The sequence below is a fragment of the Devosia sp. Root685 genome, assembly GCF_001427875.1.
Lineage (GTDB): Bacteria > Pseudomonadota > Alphaproteobacteria > Rhizobiales > Devosiaceae > Devosia.
In genome coordinates, this window is record NZ_LMHK01000003.1 from 261,038 (window position 1) to 277,297 (window position 16,260).

Annotated in this window: 16 protein-coding genes; 8 read left to right on the forward strand and 8 right to left on the reverse strand. The window is 62.8% G+C overall.

Annotated features, from left to right (window positions below; genetic code table 11):
* The 5 genes from ASD83_RS16475 (at position 1) to ASD83_RS16490 (ending at position 2,494) form a co-directional block, all read left to right on the forward strand.
* Positions 1–1,137 carry an alpha-D-ribose 1-methylphosphonate 5-triphosphate diphosphatase gene (locus ASD83_RS16475; RefSeq protein WP_056312941.1) on the forward strand — a complete coding sequence of 379 codons (1,137 nt, stop codon included), beginning with the start codon at positions 1–3 and terminating at the stop codon, positions 1,135–1,137.
* Complete coding sequence (gene phnN / locus ASD83_RS16480; RefSeq protein WP_156386018.1) at positions 1,134–1,700, forward strand: phosphonate metabolism protein/1,5-bisphosphokinase (PRPP-forming) PhnN; 567 nt, start codon at positions 1,134–1,136, stop codon at positions 1,698–1,700. The genes ASD83_RS16475 and phnN overlap by 4 nt, the downstream gene beginning before the upstream one ends.
* Before the next feature lie 57 nt (positions 1,701–1,757).
* Entirely contained in the window at positions 1,758–1,907 is a 150-nt protein-coding gene (locus ASD83_RS21195; RefSeq protein WP_200946526.1) for a hypothetical protein, read from the forward strand.
* Positions 1,894–2,091 carry a hypothetical protein gene (locus ASD83_RS16485; RefSeq protein ID WP_056312945.1) on the forward strand — a complete coding sequence of 66 codons (198 nt, stop codon included), beginning with the start codon at positions 1,894–1,896 and terminating at the stop codon, positions 2,089–2,091. The genes ASD83_RS21195 and ASD83_RS16485 overlap by 14 nt, the downstream gene beginning before the upstream one ends.
* Before the next feature lie 127 nt (positions 2,092–2,218).
* A complete protein-coding gene (locus ASD83_RS16490) occupies positions 2,219–2,494 on the forward strand; it encodes a hypothetical protein (RefSeq protein WP_056312947.1) in 276 nt (91 codons plus the stop codon).
* A 295-nt stretch (positions 2,495–2,789) separates the two neighbouring features.
* Here the strand turns inward: ASD83_RS16490 and ASD83_RS16495 are convergent, their stop codons facing one another.
* Positions 2,790–3,005 carry a hypothetical protein gene (locus ASD83_RS16495; protein WP_056312948.1) on the reverse strand — a complete coding sequence of 72 codons (216 nt, stop codon included), beginning with the start codon at positions 3,003–3,005 and terminating at the stop codon, positions 2,790–2,792.
* Positions 3,006–3,489: 484 nt separating this feature from the next.
* Positions 3,490–4,005: a hypothetical protein gene (locus ASD83_RS16500; RefSeq protein ID WP_156386019.1), complete on the reverse strand. Its 516-nt coding sequence runs from the start codon at positions 4,003–4,005 to the stop codon at positions 3,490–3,492.
* A gap of 138 nt (positions 4,006–4,143) precedes the next feature.
* On the opposite strand from ASD83_RS16500, the gene ASD83_RS16505 reads away from it, so the two are divergent.
* The 3 genes from ASD83_RS16505 (at position 4,144) to ASD83_RS16515 (ending at position 10,014) form a co-directional block, all read left to right on the forward strand.
* Positions 4,144–4,908 carry an ABC transporter ATP-binding protein gene (locus ASD83_RS16505; protein WP_244489210.1) on the forward strand — a complete coding sequence of 255 codons (765 nt, stop codon included), beginning with the start codon at positions 4,144–4,146 and terminating at the stop codon, positions 4,906–4,908.
* Complete coding sequence (locus ASD83_RS16510) at positions 4,908–7,463, forward strand: ABC transporter permease (protein WP_056312953.1); 2,556 nt, start codon at positions 4,908–4,910, stop codon at positions 7,461–7,463. The genes ASD83_RS16505 and ASD83_RS16510 overlap by 1 nt, the downstream gene beginning before the upstream one ends.
* 241 nt (positions 7,464–7,704) lie before the next feature.
* Positions 7,705–10,014, forward strand: a complete 2,310-nt coding sequence (locus ASD83_RS16515; RefSeq protein ID WP_056312955.1) for a Tex family protein — start codon at positions 7,705–7,707, stop codon at positions 10,012–10,014.
* A 276-nt stretch (positions 10,015–10,290) separates the two neighbouring features.
* Here the strand turns inward: ASD83_RS16515 and ASD83_RS16520 are convergent, their stop codons facing one another.
* The 6 genes from ASD83_RS16520 to ASD83_RS16545 all read right to left on the reverse strand — a co-directional run bounded on the left by ASD83_RS16520 (position 10,291) and on the right by ASD83_RS16545 (position 16,219).
* Positions 10,291–11,229, reverse strand: coding sequence for an N-acetylglucosamine kinase (locus tag ASD83_RS16520; RefSeq protein WP_056312957.1), 939 nt, complete (start codon positions 11,227–11,229; stop codon positions 10,291–10,293).
* The gene (locus ASD83_RS16525; protein WP_056312958.1) at positions 11,226–11,897 is read right to left on the reverse strand and encodes an N-acetylmannosamine-6-phosphate 2-epimerase; all 672 of its coding nucleotides are present in this window, start codon (positions 11,895–11,897) and stop codon (positions 11,226–11,228) included. Before ASD83_RS16525 ends, ASD83_RS16520 begins: the two co-directional genes overlap by 4 nt.
* Complete coding sequence (locus ASD83_RS16530; RefSeq protein ID WP_056312960.1) at positions 11,894–12,757, reverse strand: carbohydrate ABC transporter permease; 864 nt, start codon at positions 12,755–12,757, stop codon at positions 11,894–11,896. Before ASD83_RS16530 ends, ASD83_RS16525 begins: the two co-directional genes overlap by 4 nt.
* A complete protein-coding gene (locus tag ASD83_RS16535; RefSeq protein ID WP_244489211.1) occupies positions 12,754–13,674 on the reverse strand; it encodes a carbohydrate ABC transporter permease in 921 nt (306 codons plus the stop codon). The genes ASD83_RS16530 and ASD83_RS16535 overlap by 4 nt, the downstream gene beginning before the upstream one ends.
* A gap of 192 nt (positions 13,675–13,866) precedes the next feature.
* Positions 13,867–15,108: an extracellular solute-binding protein gene (locus ASD83_RS16540; protein WP_056312964.1), complete on the reverse strand. Its 1,242-nt coding sequence runs from the start codon at positions 15,106–15,108 to the stop codon at positions 13,867–13,869.
* A 46-nt stretch (positions 15,109–15,154) separates the two neighbouring features.
* Positions 15,155–16,219: an ABC transporter ATP-binding protein gene (locus ASD83_RS16545; RefSeq protein WP_056312966.1), complete on the reverse strand. Its 1,065-nt coding sequence runs from the start codon at positions 16,217–16,219 to the stop codon at positions 15,155–15,157.
* Positions 16,220–16,260: the final 41 nt, after the last annotated feature.

A 16,260-nucleotide genomic window follows, 5' to 3' on the forward strand; every position in this document is an offset into this window, starting at 1 on the left:
GTGTCCGAACTCGTCCTCTCCAACGCCCGCGTGGTCCTTGCCGATAGCGTCGTCACCGGCAGCGTCCTCGTGCGGAACGGCAAGATTGCCGATATCGACACCAAAAATATTAGCGTCGGCGAAGATTTTGCGGGCGACTATCTGATCCCCGGCCTCGTCGAACTCCACACCGACCATCTCGAAAACCATTATCGCCCGCGCCCCGGCGTCTTCTGGGACCCCTTGGCCGCGCTCCATGCGCATGACGTGCAGATTTCCGGCTCCGGCATCACCACCGTCTTCGATGCCGTGCGCATCGGCTCCGATATCGACCTGCCCAACATGTTCGAGCATTCCAAAAATCTGGTCGATGCTGTCCGTGCCGGTCCGGAACAAGGCTGGCTCCGCGCCGAGCACTTTTTACACCTACGCTGCGAACTGCCGAGCCACGATGTGGTCGAGCATTTTGAGGCCTTTGCCGATCATCCCCAGACGCGCCTCGCCTCGGTCATGGATCATACGCCGGGCCAGCGCCAGTTCCGCTCGCTCGATGATTACAAGCGCTTCTACGCCAAACATATGGGCCAGAACGAAGCGCAGATGCTGGCCTATATAGAAGCCCGTCAGGCCGAGCACGACCGCTATTCCGCCCCCAATCGCCAGGCTATCGTCGCCCGCGCCCACGCGCTTGGCCTGGCCCTGGCGAGCCACGACGACGCGACCCTGGCCCAGGTCGAGGAAGCTTCCGAAGACGGCATTTCCATCGCCGAATTCCCCACAACCCTCGAAGCCGCCGCGGCCGCCCACGATGCCGGTCAGGCCGTCTTGATGGGCGCGCCAAATGTCGTGCGCGGCAAATCTCATTCGGGCAATATTTCAGCCAGCGATCTCGTCGCCGCCGGCCTTCTCGATATTCTCAGCTCCGATTATGTGCCTTTTGCGCTGCTACAGGCCGTTTTCATCCTGCCCCAGCGTTTAGAGGAGGTGAGCCTGCCCCAGGCGCTTCTCACCGTGACCAGAAACCCGGCCGAAGCCGCCGGCCTCCACGATCGCGGCGAGATCGCCATTGGCAAAAGGGCCGATCTGGTGCGAGTTTCGGGGCAGACGCGCGTGCCCGCGGTACGCGCGGTCTGGAAAGAGGGGATCAGGGTCAGTTGAACGAACGTCCGCCCGGAATGCTGGTTCTCGTCATTGGTCCTTCCGGCGTCGGCAAGGACACGCTGATCACGGGCGCCCGCCAGGCGCTCGATGCCGACAAGCGCTTCAGCTTCGTGCGGCGTCTCGTCACCCGTCCCACCGATCTTGATCTCGAAGACCATCTCTCCATCGAGCCCGGTGAATTTGCCGAGGCGCTGGTCAATGGCCGCCTGGCGCTCCATTGGGAGGCCCATGGCCTCAATTATGCTTTACCCATCGGCGTCGATACCGACCTCGCCTTGGGCCGCATCGTCGTCGCCAATGTGTCCCGCCATGTCGTGCCGGTGGCGATCGCCAAATATCCCAATTGCCACGTCGTCATGATCACCGCCGAAATCTCGATCCGCGCCGATCGCCTCGTCCGGCGCGGCCGCGAAAATCGCGATCAGATCACCGCCCGCCTCGCCCGCGAAGGCGCGGCCCTGCCAGCCGATGTGTCGCCTGTCGTGATCGACAATTCGAGCTCTGTCGGCATCGGCGTCACCGCCTTCGTCATGGCCCTCCGCCGCCTCGCCGAAGAGTGAAACCCTTTCCGCGGCTGTGCGTTTGAAGCCTGACTATACAAGCGTCAGGAGTTCTTCATGAGCCGAAATGGGCTTTACGCCGTGGTCGCGGTGCTTGCCGTGGCCGTCGTCGCCTTTGCCATCTATACCTATCAGCAGCAGCAGGCCCGCCCGGGGGTCGAAGTGCGCATAGATGAGCAGGGAGTGTCCATCGATGGAAACGGCTAGCGAAACCCATCGGGTGGCCATCGCCACGGCCATATCAGCCGAATTGCAGCGCCAGGCCGAGGCCGGCGCCCAGCGGATCGATGTCGATGCGCTGGCCGACGCGGTGCTGCGCGTGCTCGATCCACAACCGCCCATGGCCGAAGGCCAACGCCCGGAAGAGCTCAATTCGAGCAATGACGGCTGACGCGGCCCTCTCTCCGTCAAAACCCTGACCGGCCTCCGCATTTCTGCGCGCCATGCCGGAAAGGCGCTTCCAACCGTCCCGGTCCGATCATCCGCCCAGCATTGCGAAAACAACTTGCGGGGCGGAAATGCCGGGATATGTGCGCATCGCGCCGGAGCAGTTGCGGACCGGCCAGAAGGCCCTGCTTCTCTTTATCCACGATGGCGGCCTCTGCGCCGGTGTTCTCAAACACGGCCCCGACGGAGACCTGCAGCGTCTCGTTCCCGAAAATCCCGCCCCCTCCGACCTCATTCTCGGCATCTGCGCGATGATGGCCGACATGCCCGCCGACGCCGACCTCTTCGTCGTCCTCGAATCCCAGGCTTATTGGCCCGAATCCTTTCCTCTCCTCCGCGGCGCCTGACGCATTTCACTTTTCGTCCGATGCGCCCACTACCGCGATTGTCACCCCGGCTTTAGGCATTTCATGCTTTGGCTGATGCAGGTTGGCACAATGGTTTCCCTTCCGCTTGCTGTCACCCGGCGGAGGCCGGGACCCATCTTGAGATCTCAGGATGGGCCCCGGGTCGAGCCCGGGGTGACAATCGAGTTTGGGAGATGAAACGCTCTCGCGCAGGGCAGGGGACCCCAAACAAAAATCCCCGCTCACGCGGGGACCTTGGGGGCACAAAAGCGAGCGCGGCCAGGGCCGGCCGCGCCTAAATTTCGGCTGCACCCTGCACGGCGTCACGCACCGCCCGGTGGGCGATTTCGACGGTTGCAAAGTGCTGGCCATCGACCACGAAGGCTGGCAGCTTCACGGCGAGGAAGCGATAGCCGCCCTCGGTCGGCACGACGACGCCCTGCGGCTCGCCGCCAACTTCGATCACGGTTGGCCGAAGCGTTTCGGCCTTAGAAAAACTGTTTTCCTGCATGGGAGGAACCTCCACTTGCGCGACGAATGGGAAAACACGGGCGGTGGAACTGTCCACGCCGGTGAGGCCATTTCGCTGCGGGTCTTATCGAAACTGTGAGACGGAGATGTGACTGAGGTCACATTCGTTTCGAGTGACAGAACCCTTGCCAGCGTTTGGCGTCATGAAGTCGGGTTACTACGGTCGAACACAGAGCATGGATGGTAATGGTCGGCGATGTAGTCATCGTCATTCCTCTCCTTGCGAGTGTTGAACGTATGAATGCGCGGCATTTGCGGCGCAGCCAAGGCAAGATAGGCGAGCTTTTGCGTTTTCGCCAGTGTCAGATGGTGCGTTAGCGCAGAAAAAAACGAAAAAGCGTGCTCGACTTTCGTCGAAGCACGAAAAACATGACGAAGTCGTTCATATTATCCGCCGGGCGTTGGAGCCCGGCGACAAAAACCTGCCCCGCCCTCATAATGAAAGGCCGGGCAAAACCTTGTGATCAGCGCGCGAACGGCACGCTGGTGGTGAGCAGCTTGCCCGAATTGTTGAATTCGACCTGGAATTCGACGCGAATCGAATCGCCCACGAGAAAAATACGCGAGCCGATGGCAACGTCATTGCCGCCGCGATCCTTTTGCCGCTCGACCAGATCGAAGCCGATTTCGCCCCCGCTCTGCTTGCCCACGGCAAGACCGGAAAACCCGGCATTGGAGGTCATCACCGCTTCATATTGGGCATTGTTGTCGGCATAGCCGATCGTGCCCGAAACCGAGAGGTTCATGTTCACCAGCGTGCAGCGGCCGGTATAATTGATTTTGCCGGAATTTCCGGGGGTTACGGCCAGGCGGCAGCGGAACGGTTCGGGCTTGTCGCCGCCCTGCAGGATGCTTTCGCCGCGCCAGTTGCCGACATAGGAAGCGAGCAATGCCTGCTCGCCCGGCCCCGCCATTGCCGGCGCCGTGGCCAGACCAACCAGCATCATCGCCATGCCAATGGCGCTCGTCCCACCCTTCACCACGTCATATCCTCTTTGTCATAATTGTCCGCCCTGCGGGCATGACTTCTTTAGTACTTCATCCAACAATGCCAGTTTAATATGATTGCGCAAAGATGCGGCATTTACGCTGCGTAAACCACTATCGCCGGAGGCAGCGTGCCAGCGCCCGAACACACCCCGCTTTCCGAAGCCCCTCTTGCCAAGAAGAAAGCGGCGCGCATGACCAGCACTCCGATCATCATCGCCAGCAAGGTCGATTATAGCGTCGATGTCGCCGGCAAGCCGCTCACCATTCTGCGCGGTGTCGACCTCACGGTGAACCCGGCCGAGGTCGTCGCCATTGTCGGCCCCTCGGGCAGCGGCAAGACTTCGCTGCTGATGCTGCTCGCCGGCCTCGAACGCGCCAGCGGCGGCAGCATCGAGGTTGGTGGCACCGACATCACTAGGCGCGACGAAGACGCCATGGCTGTCTTCCGCCGCAATACCCTCGGCATCGTCTTCCAGAGCTTTCATCTCATTCCCTCGCTGACCGCCCTCGACAATGTCGGCTTGGCGCTCGAAATCGCCCGGCCCGACATGAAGCTCAGCGACGTGCGCCAGGAAGCCGCCGCCGCGCTCGACGCGGTGGGTCTCGGCAAGCGCCTGGACCATCGCCCCTCGGCCCTCTCCGGCGGCGAACAGCAGCGCGTCGGCCTTGCCCGCGCCCTCGTCACCAAACCGCGTCTGCTGCTCGCCGACGAACCCACCGGCAATCTCGATCAGAAGTCCGGCGCCGTCGTCGTCGAACTCATGTTCAACCTCGCCCGCCAGAACGGCACTGCGGTGGTCATGATCACCCATGACGCGCATCTCGCCGAACGCACCGACCGCACCTTCACCATGGAACAGGGTCAACTGACCGAAACGACGGTCGCTCGCTGATGCGCGCCGTCTTCGCGGCGGCCCGCGTGGGCCTCAAGGAAATGGCGGGCGACTGGGCCCGCTTTTCCCTCCTCATCATCTGCCTCGCCGTCGGCACCGCGCTGATCGCCGGCGTCTCCTCGGTCTCCTCGGCCATCACCCGCGCCGTCGATCAGAACGCGGCCATGCTCATGGGCGGCGATCTCGAATTCACCCGCTCCGACCGCGCCGCCAATGCGAGCGAACTCGCCATTCTCGAACAGGCCGGCACAATCGCCAGCGTCATCGAAACCAATCTTGGCGCTGAATCCCCCACCGGCGAAGCCTTTGTCGATCTCGTCGCCGCCGGTCCCGGTTACCCGCTCCTCGGCGGCGTCGGCACCAGCGACGCTGAAGCCATGGTCTCCCCCTTCAATGCCCTCGAAGAACGCGACGAAAAATTCGGCGCTCTCGTCGATCCGGTCATGCTCGACCAGCTTGGCCTTAAAACCGGCGACACCATCACCATTGGCGGCACCGAATTCGACGTCCGCGGCACCCTGACCGGCCTCCCCGATGGCCCCGTCCGCGGTTTCCGCTTGGGCCTTTCGGCCCTCCTCAGCACCGATGGCTTTGCCAAGGTTTCCGACCGCACCTCGCCCCTTCCGGGTCTCGGCACCAATTTCCGCTACAAGCTGCTGCTCTCCTCGGGTGATACCGAAGCCGAGCGCACCCGCCTTGCTGCCGAGCTCAATGATGCCGGCTGGGAAATCCGCTCCGCCCTCGACGGCCTCGGCCCCATGCTGCGCTATTATGAGCTTTTCACCGGCTTCCTGATGGTCGTCGGCCTCGGCTCGCTGCTCATCGGCGGCGTCTCAGTCTGGAGCGTCATGTCCGCCTATATCGGCGAGCGCTCCGGCGTCATCGCCGTCCTCCGCAGTCTCGGCGCCGCCCGCTGGCGCGTACTGATACACTTCCTCGTTCAGGTCCTCGCCCTCGGCCTTATCGGCGTCGGCATCGGCATTGCCGTCGGCGTCACCATCGGCCTCGTCGTCCTCCCCGCCGTCGGCAATGCCATCGGCATTCCACTCGCCCGGGATATCGACGTCCTCGCCATTCTCGTCGCCGGCGCCGTCGGCCTGCTCACCGCCTTCGCCTTCTCCTATCTGCCTTTGGTTCAGGCGCAGATGGTCTCCCCGGCCAATCTCTTCCGCGCCAAAGGCCTTGGCGCTCCGCGCATCGACTGGCGCAAATTTTTGGCGTCAGGCGAACTCCTGCCCCTCGCCGTCGCCGTCCTTTTGTTCTTCTGGCTTGCGGTCATCCTCACCGGCGACCTCACTCTTGTCCTCGCCTTTGCCGGCTCCGCCATCGGCGCCGCCGTGCTCCTCCAAATCGGCAGCCGCCTAGCCCTTATCGGCCTTTCAAAACTCCCCGCCGCCCGCTGGCGCCCGCTGCGCCAGTCGCTCCGCGCCATTATCGGCACCACCCGCAATTCGTCCGCCGTCGTTACCGCCGTCGGCCTTGCCATGGTCATCCTCGTCGTCGTCCAGGTCCTCGCCATCAATCTCCGCAACGAATTTTTGGGCGCCTCGGTCTTCGACGCCCCGACCCTCGTCGCTTCCGATCTCTTCCCCGACGAGATGGAAACATTAGAGGCATCGGTCGGCCCCGAACACGGCATCGAGCTGGTCACATCAACGCCCATGCTGCGCGGCACCGTCATGACCATTGCCGGCACCCCGATCGAAAATCTCGCCGCCAATGGCCCCGAAGCCGCCTTCCTGCTCTCGGGCGAAATCCCCATGACCTATCGCGCGGTGCTCCCCCCCGCCTCGCGCCTCGTTGAAGGCCAATGGTGGGCTCCCGACTATACCGGCCCCGCCCTCGTCTCCCTCCACCAAAGCCTCCGTCAGGGGCTGGGCGTCAAACTCGGCGACGAAATCGGCTTTGAAATCTTTGGCGAAACCGTCACCGCCACGGTCGGCAATTTCCGCGATTATGCCTGGCAGGGCGGCATCGACTTTCTCGTCTCCTTCTCGCCCGGCGTTTTGGACAACTACCCCTCGACCATCCTTGCCGCCGTCACCGCCGAACCCGGCCGCGAAGAAGAAGTGGAGCGCTTCCTCGCCAATGAATTCATCGACATCAAATTCATCGAGATCGGCGCCACCCTCACCCGCATCACCGAGGCGCTGAGCCAACTCTCCCTCGCCGTCGCAGCCGTCGGCGGTATTGCCGTGCTCAACGGCCTCCTCATCCTCATCGGCAGCCTTGCCGCGGGAAGAAGGCAACGCGAATCCGACGCCGTGCTCAACAAGGTTTTGGGCGCCAAGCGCAGCGAAATCCTGACGAGCGCATTGATCCAGTTCCTCCTCCTCGCCGTCTTTGCCGCAATCATCGCCGTCCCCGCCGGCATTTTTACCGCCTGGCTCCTCACCCAGGTCCTCCTCAACGTCGCCTTCGCCGTCGATCCCGCCACCATCTCCGTCGTCGTCGCCGGCCTTATCGGCATGACCGCCATTCTCGGCGCCACCACATTGCTGCGCGTCCTCTCCATCCGCCCTGCTTTGCTGCTGCGCGAAATGTCGAGCGTCTAGGGGGGCACCCCCTCCCAACCTCCCCCATCAAGGGGGAGGTGCAGATCGAGCGTGAGGCTGGATATGTTCGAACCCACCGGCCAGACACCTCCCCCTTGATGGGGGAGGAGGGAGGGGGTGTTGGGAGCCACGACGTCCAGTGTGAGCGCCCCCACCTTTCCACACCCTCTCACCCCCAAAATTGGGCAATCCCCAAAATCCCCATTATGGTCGCGCCAACTCGACTCAGACTGGCAGACCCATGGCGCTTCCCACCCAAAACCTTGCCACCCGCATCGCCCAGGAAATCGGCGCCAAGCCGGCCCAGGCCAGTGCAGCCATCGAACTCCTCGATGGCGGCGCCACCGTCCCCTTCATCGCCCGCTATCGCAAGGAAGTGACCGGCGGGCTCGACGACACCCAGCTCCGCAATCTCGAAGAGCGCCTCTCCTATCTGCGCGAACTCGACGCCCGCCGCGACGCCATCGTCAAATCCATCACCGAACAGGGCAAACTCACCCCCGAAATATCAGCCGCCCTCGCCGCCGCCCCCACCAAGGCGGAACTGGAGGACATCTATCTCCCCTTCAAGCCCAAGCGCCGCACCAAGGCCGAAATCGCCCGCGAGCGGGGCCTCGGCCCTCTGGCCGAAGCCATCCTCGCCGACCGCCGCCTCGTCCCCGCCGATCTCGCCACGGCCTATTTCAACGATGACGTCCCCGACGTGAAAACCGCCCTCGATGGCGCCCGTGACATCGTGGTCGAACAAATGGCCGAAAACGCCGACCTCGTCGGCCGCCTCCGCACCTATATGAAGGACCGCGCCACACTCCGCGCCAAAGTCATCGACGGGAAACAAGACGCCGGCGCCAAATTCTCCGACTATTTTGACCACACCGAGCGCTGGGCCACGGCCCCCAGCCACCGTGCCCTCGCCATGCTGCGTGGCCGCAACGAGGAGGTGCTTTCGGTCGATATCGAAGTCGATGCCGACGACACCTCGGTGGTAAAGCCTGCCGTGCGCACCGTCGCCTCCGCCTACCAGATCGGCAGCGGTCTTCCCGGCGATAAATGGCTCCTCGAAGTCGCCGGCTGGGCCTGGCGCACCAAGCTCTATGTGCACCTCTCGCTCGATCTGATGCGTGACCTCCGCGAACGCGCCGACGAAGAAGCCATCGCCGTTTTCGCCCGCAACTTGAAGGATCTGCTCCTCGCCGCTCCCGCCGGTTCCCGCGCCACCATGGGCCTCGATCCCGGCATCCGCACCGGCGTGAAAGTCGCCATTGTCGATGGCACCGGCAAAGTCCTCGCCACCTCGACAGTCTATCCCTTCCCCCCGCGCAACGACGTTTCGGGCACGCAGGTCGAGCTCGCAAAACTCATCCGCGCCCACAATGTCGAACTGATCGCCATCGGCAACGGCACCGGCTCACGAGAGACCGAAAAGCTCGTCGCCGACATGCTGGCCAACATGCCCGCCCCAAAGCCGATGAAAGTCATCGTCTCGGAAGCCGGCGCCTCGGTCTATTCGGCCTCCGCCCTTGCCGCCGCCGAATTCCCCGGCCTCGACGTATCCCTCCGCGGCGCCGTCTCCATCGCCCGCCGCCTGCAGGACCCGCTGGCGGAACTCGTAAAAATCGAACCCAAGAGCATCGGCGTCGGCCAATACCAGCACGATGTCGATCAATACCGCCTCGCCAAATCGCTCGATGGCGTCGTCGAAGATGCGGTGAACGCTGTCGGTGTCGATCTCAACACCGCCTCCGCCCCGCTCCTCTCCCGCGTCTCCGGCCTCGGCGCTTCCATCGCCGAAGCCATCGTTCTGCACCGCGATGCCAATGGCCCCTTCAAAACGCGAAAAGACCTGCTCTCGGTCGCCCGCCTCGGCCAGCGCACCTTCGAGCAAGCCGCCGGGTTCCTGCGCATCCCCAACGGCACCGAGCCGCTCGATGCCTCCTCGGTTCACCCCGAAGCCTATGGCGTCGCAAGAAAGATCGTCGCCGCCTGCGGCCGCGACGTCCGCGCACTCATGTCAGACGGTTCCGCCCTCAAGGCATTGGACCCACGCATCTTCGTGGACGAGCGTTTCGGTCTCCCCACCGTCCGCGACATCATCGGCGAATTGGAAAAACCCGGCCGCGACCCGCGCCCCGCCTTCAAAACGGCAACCTTCGCCGAAGGCATTGACGAGATAAAGCACCTAAAACCCGGCATGCAGCTTGAAGGCACGGTAACCAACGTCGCCGCCTTCGGCGCCTTCGTCGATATCGGCGTCCATCAGGACGGCCTCGTGCACGTCTCCCAACTGGCCGACAAATTTGTTAAAGACCCCCACGAAGTCGTCAAAGCCGGCGACGTCGTCAAAGTGACCGTCGTCGAAGTTGACGTCCCCCGCAAACGCATCGCCCTCACCATGCGCCGCGACGGCGGCGCTTCGGCGCGTGAGGATCGCCCTCAGCAGCAAAGGCCAACCAACGGCCGCCCACCCCAACAGCGCCCCGAGCCAAAGCCCAAGGGTGCCGACCAGGGCGCGTTCGGCGCGCTGCTCAGTGCGGCAATGAAGAAGAAGTAGAATTGGAGGCTGCGGCGCTCAAGCCCCTCGGCTGTCAGCCCGATTCCCCATAGCCCGCCCCCAGTAGCCCTCATGGTGAGGTGCTTTGCAGAGCAAAGCCTCGAACCACGGGGGCGTGGCACTAAGCCTACCGAAGGCCCCCTCACCCGCCGCTCTGCGGCGACCTCTCCCCCAAAGGGAGAGGTGAGAGTTTGCCAAAGTCGCGAAGCGACACCTCTCCCTTGGGGGAGAGGTCGGCCGAAGGCCGGGTGAGGGGGCCTTCCGGCAAATTCCGACCTAGGCCAGCCCCTTATTCCCCACCAGCACTGCCCGCCACTCGACACTCGCGCTCGTCCACATCCGCGCCGCCGCCAGCGCCGCATCCGCCTCGGGAAAAATCACCTCGTGCCCCGCCAGCGCCGCGACAATCGCCTCACGAATCCCCGGCAACGCCAGCACCCCGCCAACAAACCCAATTGGCCGCTGCCCAACCCGCCCCTTCAGCGCCGTTCCCAACAGCGCCAGCTCCCGCCCAGCACCAACCAAAATTTCCCGCGCGACCAAATCCCCGCGCTCCGCCGCCGCACCAACCGCCACCGACAGCGTCCCGATCCGCCCACGATCCCCGCCATAGACAAATTCGCGCACCGCCGGCCAGTCGACCCCGCCAGTCCGTGCCGCCACTTCCTCGGCCAGCACCGCAACCCCATCAAACGACCCATCGTGATCGAGCCGCCGAAACAGCGTGTCGAGCGCCTTGAGCGCAATCCAGCTCCCCGAACCCGCATCGTCGATCAGAATTCCGCGCCCACCGACGCGCACATAGGTGTCGCCCGTCCCGATATGGAGCCCAATGGAACCGGTTCCCGCCGAAATCAGGTGCCCTTCGCCCGGCTTGAAAATCGAGGCAAAAGCCAGCGTCATATCATCGACCGTGATGCAGCCTTCCGCCGCCACACCAAAAAGCTCGCCGAGAAGCTCACGCATCAGCCCCGAAACCCCGGCGCCAAACCCCGTCAGCCCCGTCGTCGCCGATTTCGCCACAAAACCCTGCGCCTGCAAATCCGCGGCAATGGCGCCTAGCGCCACCCGCAGCCGCTCTTTCTCGACCGGATTGAACAGATGCCCCGTCGCGCCCGAGGTTTTTCCCCGCGCCAGCACCACCCCAAAATCGTCACAGGCCACCCAGCGGCTGGCCGTGCCACCGACATCGACCCCGAGATGCACCGGGGTCATGCCGGCACGCCATCCCGGACGAACATGCGGGTAATTTCGCGCGGATTGGTGATCATCGTGCCCACCACAATAGCATGCGCCCCCGCCTCAAAGCCGCGCTTCACCCATTGAGGCGTATTGTACCGCCCCTCGGCCACCACGGGAACGCTGAGCCGCTGCGCCAGCTTTTCCAACAATTCGAGGTCCGGATAGTCCGGCTTGGGCTCGGTATATTCGGTATAGCCCGAGAGCGTCGTCGCCACATAAGTCGCGCCCCAATCGGCCGCCGCAACGCCCTCTTCGAAGGTGGAAATGTCAGCGAAAACCTCCGCCTTCAACTCCTCGCGAATACGCCGCACCAGCACTTCCGGGCTTTCGCCATTGCGCGGCCGCATGGTGCAATCGAGCGCCACGATCTCCGCCCCCGCCTCGACAATCGCCGCCGCAGCGTCAAAGTCGGGCGTGATGTAGACCGGATAGTCGTCCGAAAACACCTTGTGAATGCCGATCACCGGCAGGTCCGCGCCCTTCACGGCGCGAATGTCTTCGGGCCCATTGGCCCGCAGCCCCTTGGCCCCGCCATCGCGCGCGGCGAGCGCCATGGCGCCCATGAACAGGGGCCCATGCAGCGGATTATCCGCCCGCGCCTGGCACGAAACGATCAGCCCCTTGGGTAGCGCAAGATTCACTTCACCGCTCCCGAAGTCATGCCGGCAATGAACTGCTTTGAGAGGACGATATAGATCAGAATGATCGGCGCCGCCGAGAGGGTCAAGCCCGAGAACAGCACGCCCCAGTCGGTCGTATATTCGCCCATGAAGGTCGTCAGCCCCTGCGGCAGCGTCTTCAAACTATCGTTCTGGATGAACACCAGCGGGAAAAAGAAGTCGTTCCAGATGGGTACCACATTCTGGATGCCTGCGATCACCATGGCCGGGCGCACCAGGGGCAACATGATCGCCCACATGATCCGCGCCTCGCTCGCCCCATCCATCCGCGCCGCGTCTTCCAGTTCATTGGGGAGGCTGCGGATAAAGCCGGTCATGATGAACACGGTCGTCGGCAGGCCCATGGCCGTGTAGACGAAGATCAGCGAGAGCTGATTGTTGAGAATGGACAGATCCCGCATCAGCATGAACAGCGGAATGATCGCCAGTTTCAGCGGCAGCGTCAGCCCCGCGAGGAAGAACATGAGAATAAAGTTCGCGCCGGTAAAGGCATAGCGCCCCAGCGCATAGGCCGCCATGGTCCCGAGCGTCAGAATAAGAACCATCGAGGCGCCGGTCACGACGAACGAGTTCAGGAGATAGCGAAGAAAATTCGTCTCCGTCCAGATTTTTACAAAATTCGCAACCTGCGAAAAATCCGGAATGCCGAACGGCGACTTGAAGATCTCAGGCGTCGTCTTGAACGCCGAAAACACCATGATGACGATCGGCGCCAGCATCAGCACGGTATTGGCGATGAGGATGATCTGCAGCATGCCGTCGCGCCCCAAAGTCGCGAACAGCCCCTTGCGGTCATAATAGTTCGTCGCAGCCGCACTCATAGCTGGATCTCCCGAGCCCGCAGCCGCGTGGTGATCACCCCGGCAACGATCGCGATAAAGATGAAGATGATCACGGCCAGCGCCGAACCGAGCCCAAAGTCCTGCTGGCCTGACGACACATTGCCAAAAGCCGTGCGGTAGAAATAAAGCCCCAACACGTCGGTCGAGCCGAACGGCGACCCATCTAGACCGCCCATGATATAGGGCAGCTCAAACCAGTTGAACGCACCGACGAACAGCAGCGTGAACACAATCGTCGCGCTCGGCGCCACCAGTGGCCACACGATTTTCGTGATTTTCACCCACTCGCTTTCCGTCTCCATGCGCACGGCATCGAGAATTTCGCTCGGGATTCTCTGCATGCCAGCAAGGAAAACCAGCGTCGGAAAACCCACCATATGCCAGGCCTGCGCGACGATAATGCTGCCCAGCGCCGTGCCCGATTGCCCCAGCCACGGCTGCGCCAGCCACCCAAGCCCGATCCCCTTGAGCGTGATGTTCACGACCCCAAAAAGCGGGTGGTAAAAAAGCTTGAACAGGTACGCGACAATGATGGTGGACAGCACCACCGGCAAAAACACCGCGATCCGGTGAAACCGCGCGCCCGGCAACTCGCGCCACAGCGCATAGGCGAGGATGAACCCCAGCCCGTTCTGCAGTACCATTAGCGCGAAGAAGACGATGACATTGTTCTTGAAGGCATTGATCGTCCAGCTGCGATAGGGCTCGACGAACAGCACCGTATGGAAATTCTCGAGCCCCACAAAGTCGAGCCGCTTCAAACCCTGCCAGTCAAAGAAGGCATAAGCGAAAGCCGAAACAATGGGATAGACAATGAAGAGCGCCACAAAACACAGCGGTGGCACGATGAGCGCTGATATCCAGAGGCCGCGGCCTGTCATCCGAAGTTGGGGCACTTTTAGGGCTCGCTTGATCTTGGGGTCAGCGCTCGCCGCCACCCCCCACCCGTCCTCCCCCATCAAGGGGGAGGTGGAGTTCTGTGTTTCTGGCTGGTTCCCGTCACACCCACTGTCCCGCACCTCCCCCTTGATGGGGGAGGCTGGGAGGGGGTGAGGGAGCCACCCTGACAAGGCGGAGGGAGATCCGCCTTACTTCTTGAACGGCTCGTACCAGGCAGCCAGACCCGTCGTCAGCGCTTCGCCAATCGCCACCGGCGTCGTCTCACCGGCAAACAGCTTCTGCATCTCGGCCTGGATCAGCACCGAGCCCGAGGGTTCGCCATAACGGAAGTGGGCGAGCATCAGGTAGGGGATCGAGGACTTGTTGAGGTCGTTGACTTCAGCCAGCAGCGGATTGTCGAAGGTGACGCCCGGAATGGTCGAGATATTGTTCAGCGTATTGGCAAAAGCCTGGCCGAATTCCTTGCTCGCCAGATAGTTCAGGAATTTCACCGAAGCTTCCTTATTGGCGCCGGCCGCATTGGCCGCATAGCCACCGTCAAAGTATAGGCCGACGAGCTTGGCATCTTCCGCCGTCTTGCCCGGCGCCGCAAAAACGCCGAGTTCGATATCGGGGTTCTGCGTCTTGAACGTCGCCAGTTCATAGGAACCGCCGACGAACATGCCGGCCATCTCAGAAGAGAACAACTGCTGGGCCGAGGGGTAATCGAGGCCGATAAAGCCATCCGGGAAATATTCGGCGGCAACGGCGGCGACTTCGCCCAGCGCATCGGTAAAGCGAGCGTCGGTAAAGTCGGCGTCGCCAGCCATCAGCGCATCATAAAAATCCTTGCCCATCAGCGAAGAGCCAAGGCCAAAGGTGACGGTTTCGTTCTGCCAGGCGGTCGCGGTGCCATTGGCAAAGGGGATGACGCCGGCATCCTTGAGCTTCTGGCTCGCCGCCTTCAGCTCGTCCCAGCTCTGCGGCTCTTCGATGCCATTGGCGTCGAAAATGGCCTTGTTATAGATCACGAGCTGGGTCTGGCTGGCAAAGGGCACGGCATAGATCGTGCCGTCCGAGCGCATGCTTTCCGCCGCGATCGCCGGGGCTGCAAAATCCGCCAGCGCCGGAACGCTCTCGTTGCTGAGCGCTTCGAGATAACCTGCCGAAGCAACGTTCTCCATGCCGCCGTAAGCCCGCACCATCATCACGTCGGGACCAACGCCACCGGCGAGAGCCGTCGATAGGATCGTGTTGTAGTTCGCCGCTTCGAACGTCTCGAATTTTACGGTGATACCCGGATTGGCCGCCTCGAACGTATCGATAAACGTTTCATAGGCGGCGCGGTCTTCCTGGCGCCAGCTCCAGAATGTCAGCTCCTGGGCAAAAGCCGGGGCTGCGACGAGCACGGCGCTCAGCGCGGCGCCGATGCGGATCAGATTGGTCTTCATGTGTGTTCCCTTCCCTTGAAAACGTCTGGATAGTTTGTCCCGGCCCCTATGGGGCCAGCCGCCGGCCATCCTCGGCGGAAAAGTAATGCGCGGAGCCCGGCTCGACCGTCACGGTCACAGCTTCGTCGGGCGCATAGAGATCATTGGGGGCCGTCCGCGCCGAAACGAGCGTGCCGTCGGCGAGCCGCACATAGACATAGGCGTTGTCGCCCAGATATTCGGTGTAGACGACGCTGGCCGAAAACCCCTCGCCCCCATGCCCCTTGGCAAGTTTCACCGCATCGGGACGCAGCCCGAGTTTGTAGGTCTGGCCAGCGGGCAGGGCGCCCGTAGCGATCGACCCGCCATTGGTAACACCCAGCCGCTCGCCATCCCGCGTCACATCGACCAACGCCATGCGCGGCGAACCGATAAAGGTCGCGACAAACGTATTGGCCGGCGTTTCATAGAGCTCGCGCGGCGAACCCACCTGCTCGATGCGCCCGGCATTCATCACCACGATCTTGTCGGCCAGCGTCATGGCCTCGACCTGATCATGGGTCACATAGATCATCGTGCCGCCGATATCGCGGTGCAGCTTGGCGATCTCGAGCCGCACATCGCTGCGCAGCGCCGCATCGAGATTGCTCAGCGGCTCATCGAGCAGAAACACATCGGGCTTGCGCACCAGCGCCCGGCCGATGGCAACGCGCTGGCGCTGCCCACCCGAGAGCTCGCGCGGCTTGCGTTTAAGAAGTTCATCCAGCCGCAACATGCGCGCCGCATCGGCAATGCGCTTTTCGACCTCGTCCTTGCTGAGCCCCATCAGGCGCGCGCCAAAGGCCATGTTCTCGTAGACGTCCATATGCGGATAGAGCGCATAGGACTGAAAAACCATGGCAATGCCGCGCCGCGAGGGCGCCACATCGTTCATGCGCTGGTCGTTGAGGAAAAAGTCGCCGTCCGAAATCGGATCGAGCCCGGCAATCAGCCGCAACAGGGTCGACTTGCCGCAACCCGAGGGGCCGACGAAGACAACGAATTCGCGATCCCCGATTTCGAGATCGATCCCATGGAGCACATCGGTGGTCTTGAAGCGCTTCTTGATGCCGCGCAGCGATAGTCGAGCCAAGATGCCTCTCCGCTAATCCCGCGATGCCCCCTCATGAGCAC

What these genes read in the sequence shown, in the direction of transcription:
- ASD83_RS21195 (WP_200946526.1), top strand. Translation starts at nt 1,758, where the DNA reads ATGAGCCGAAATGGGCTTTACGCCGTGGTCGCGGTGCTTGCCGTGGCC.
- ASD83_RS16485 (WP_056312945.1), top strand. Translation starts at nt 1,894, where the DNA reads ATGGAAACGGCTAGCGAAACCCATCGGGTGGCCATCGCCACGGCCATA.
- ASD83_RS16490 (WP_056312947.1), top strand. Translation starts at nt 2,219, where the DNA reads ATGCCGGGATATGTGCGCATCGCGCCGGAGCAGTTGCGGACCGGCCAG.
- ASD83_RS16495 (WP_056312948.1), bottom strand. Translation starts at nt 3,005, where the DNA reads ATGCAGGAAAACAGTTTTTCTAAGGCCGAAACGCTTCGGCCAACCGTG.
- ASD83_RS16510 (WP_056312953.1), top strand. Translation starts at nt 4,908, where the DNA reads ATGCGCGCCGTCTTCGCGGCGGCCCGCGTGGGCCTCAAGGAAATGGCG.
- ASD83_RS16515 (WP_056312955.1), top strand. Translation starts at nt 7,705, where the DNA reads ATGGCGCTTCCCACCCAAAACCTTGCCACCCGCATCGCCCAGGAAATC.
- ASD83_RS16520 (WP_056312957.1), bottom strand. Translation starts at nt 11,229, where the DNA reads ATGACCCCGGTGCATCTCGGGGTCGATGTCGGTGGCACGGCCAGCCGC.
- ASD83_RS16530 (WP_056312960.1), bottom strand. Translation starts at nt 12,757, where the DNA reads ATGAGTGCGGCTGCGACGAACTATTATGACCGCAAGGGGCTGTTCGCG.
- ASD83_RS16540 (WP_056312964.1), bottom strand. Translation starts at nt 15,108, where the DNA reads ATGAAGACCAATCTGATCCGCATCGGCGCCGCGCTGAGCGCCGTGCTC.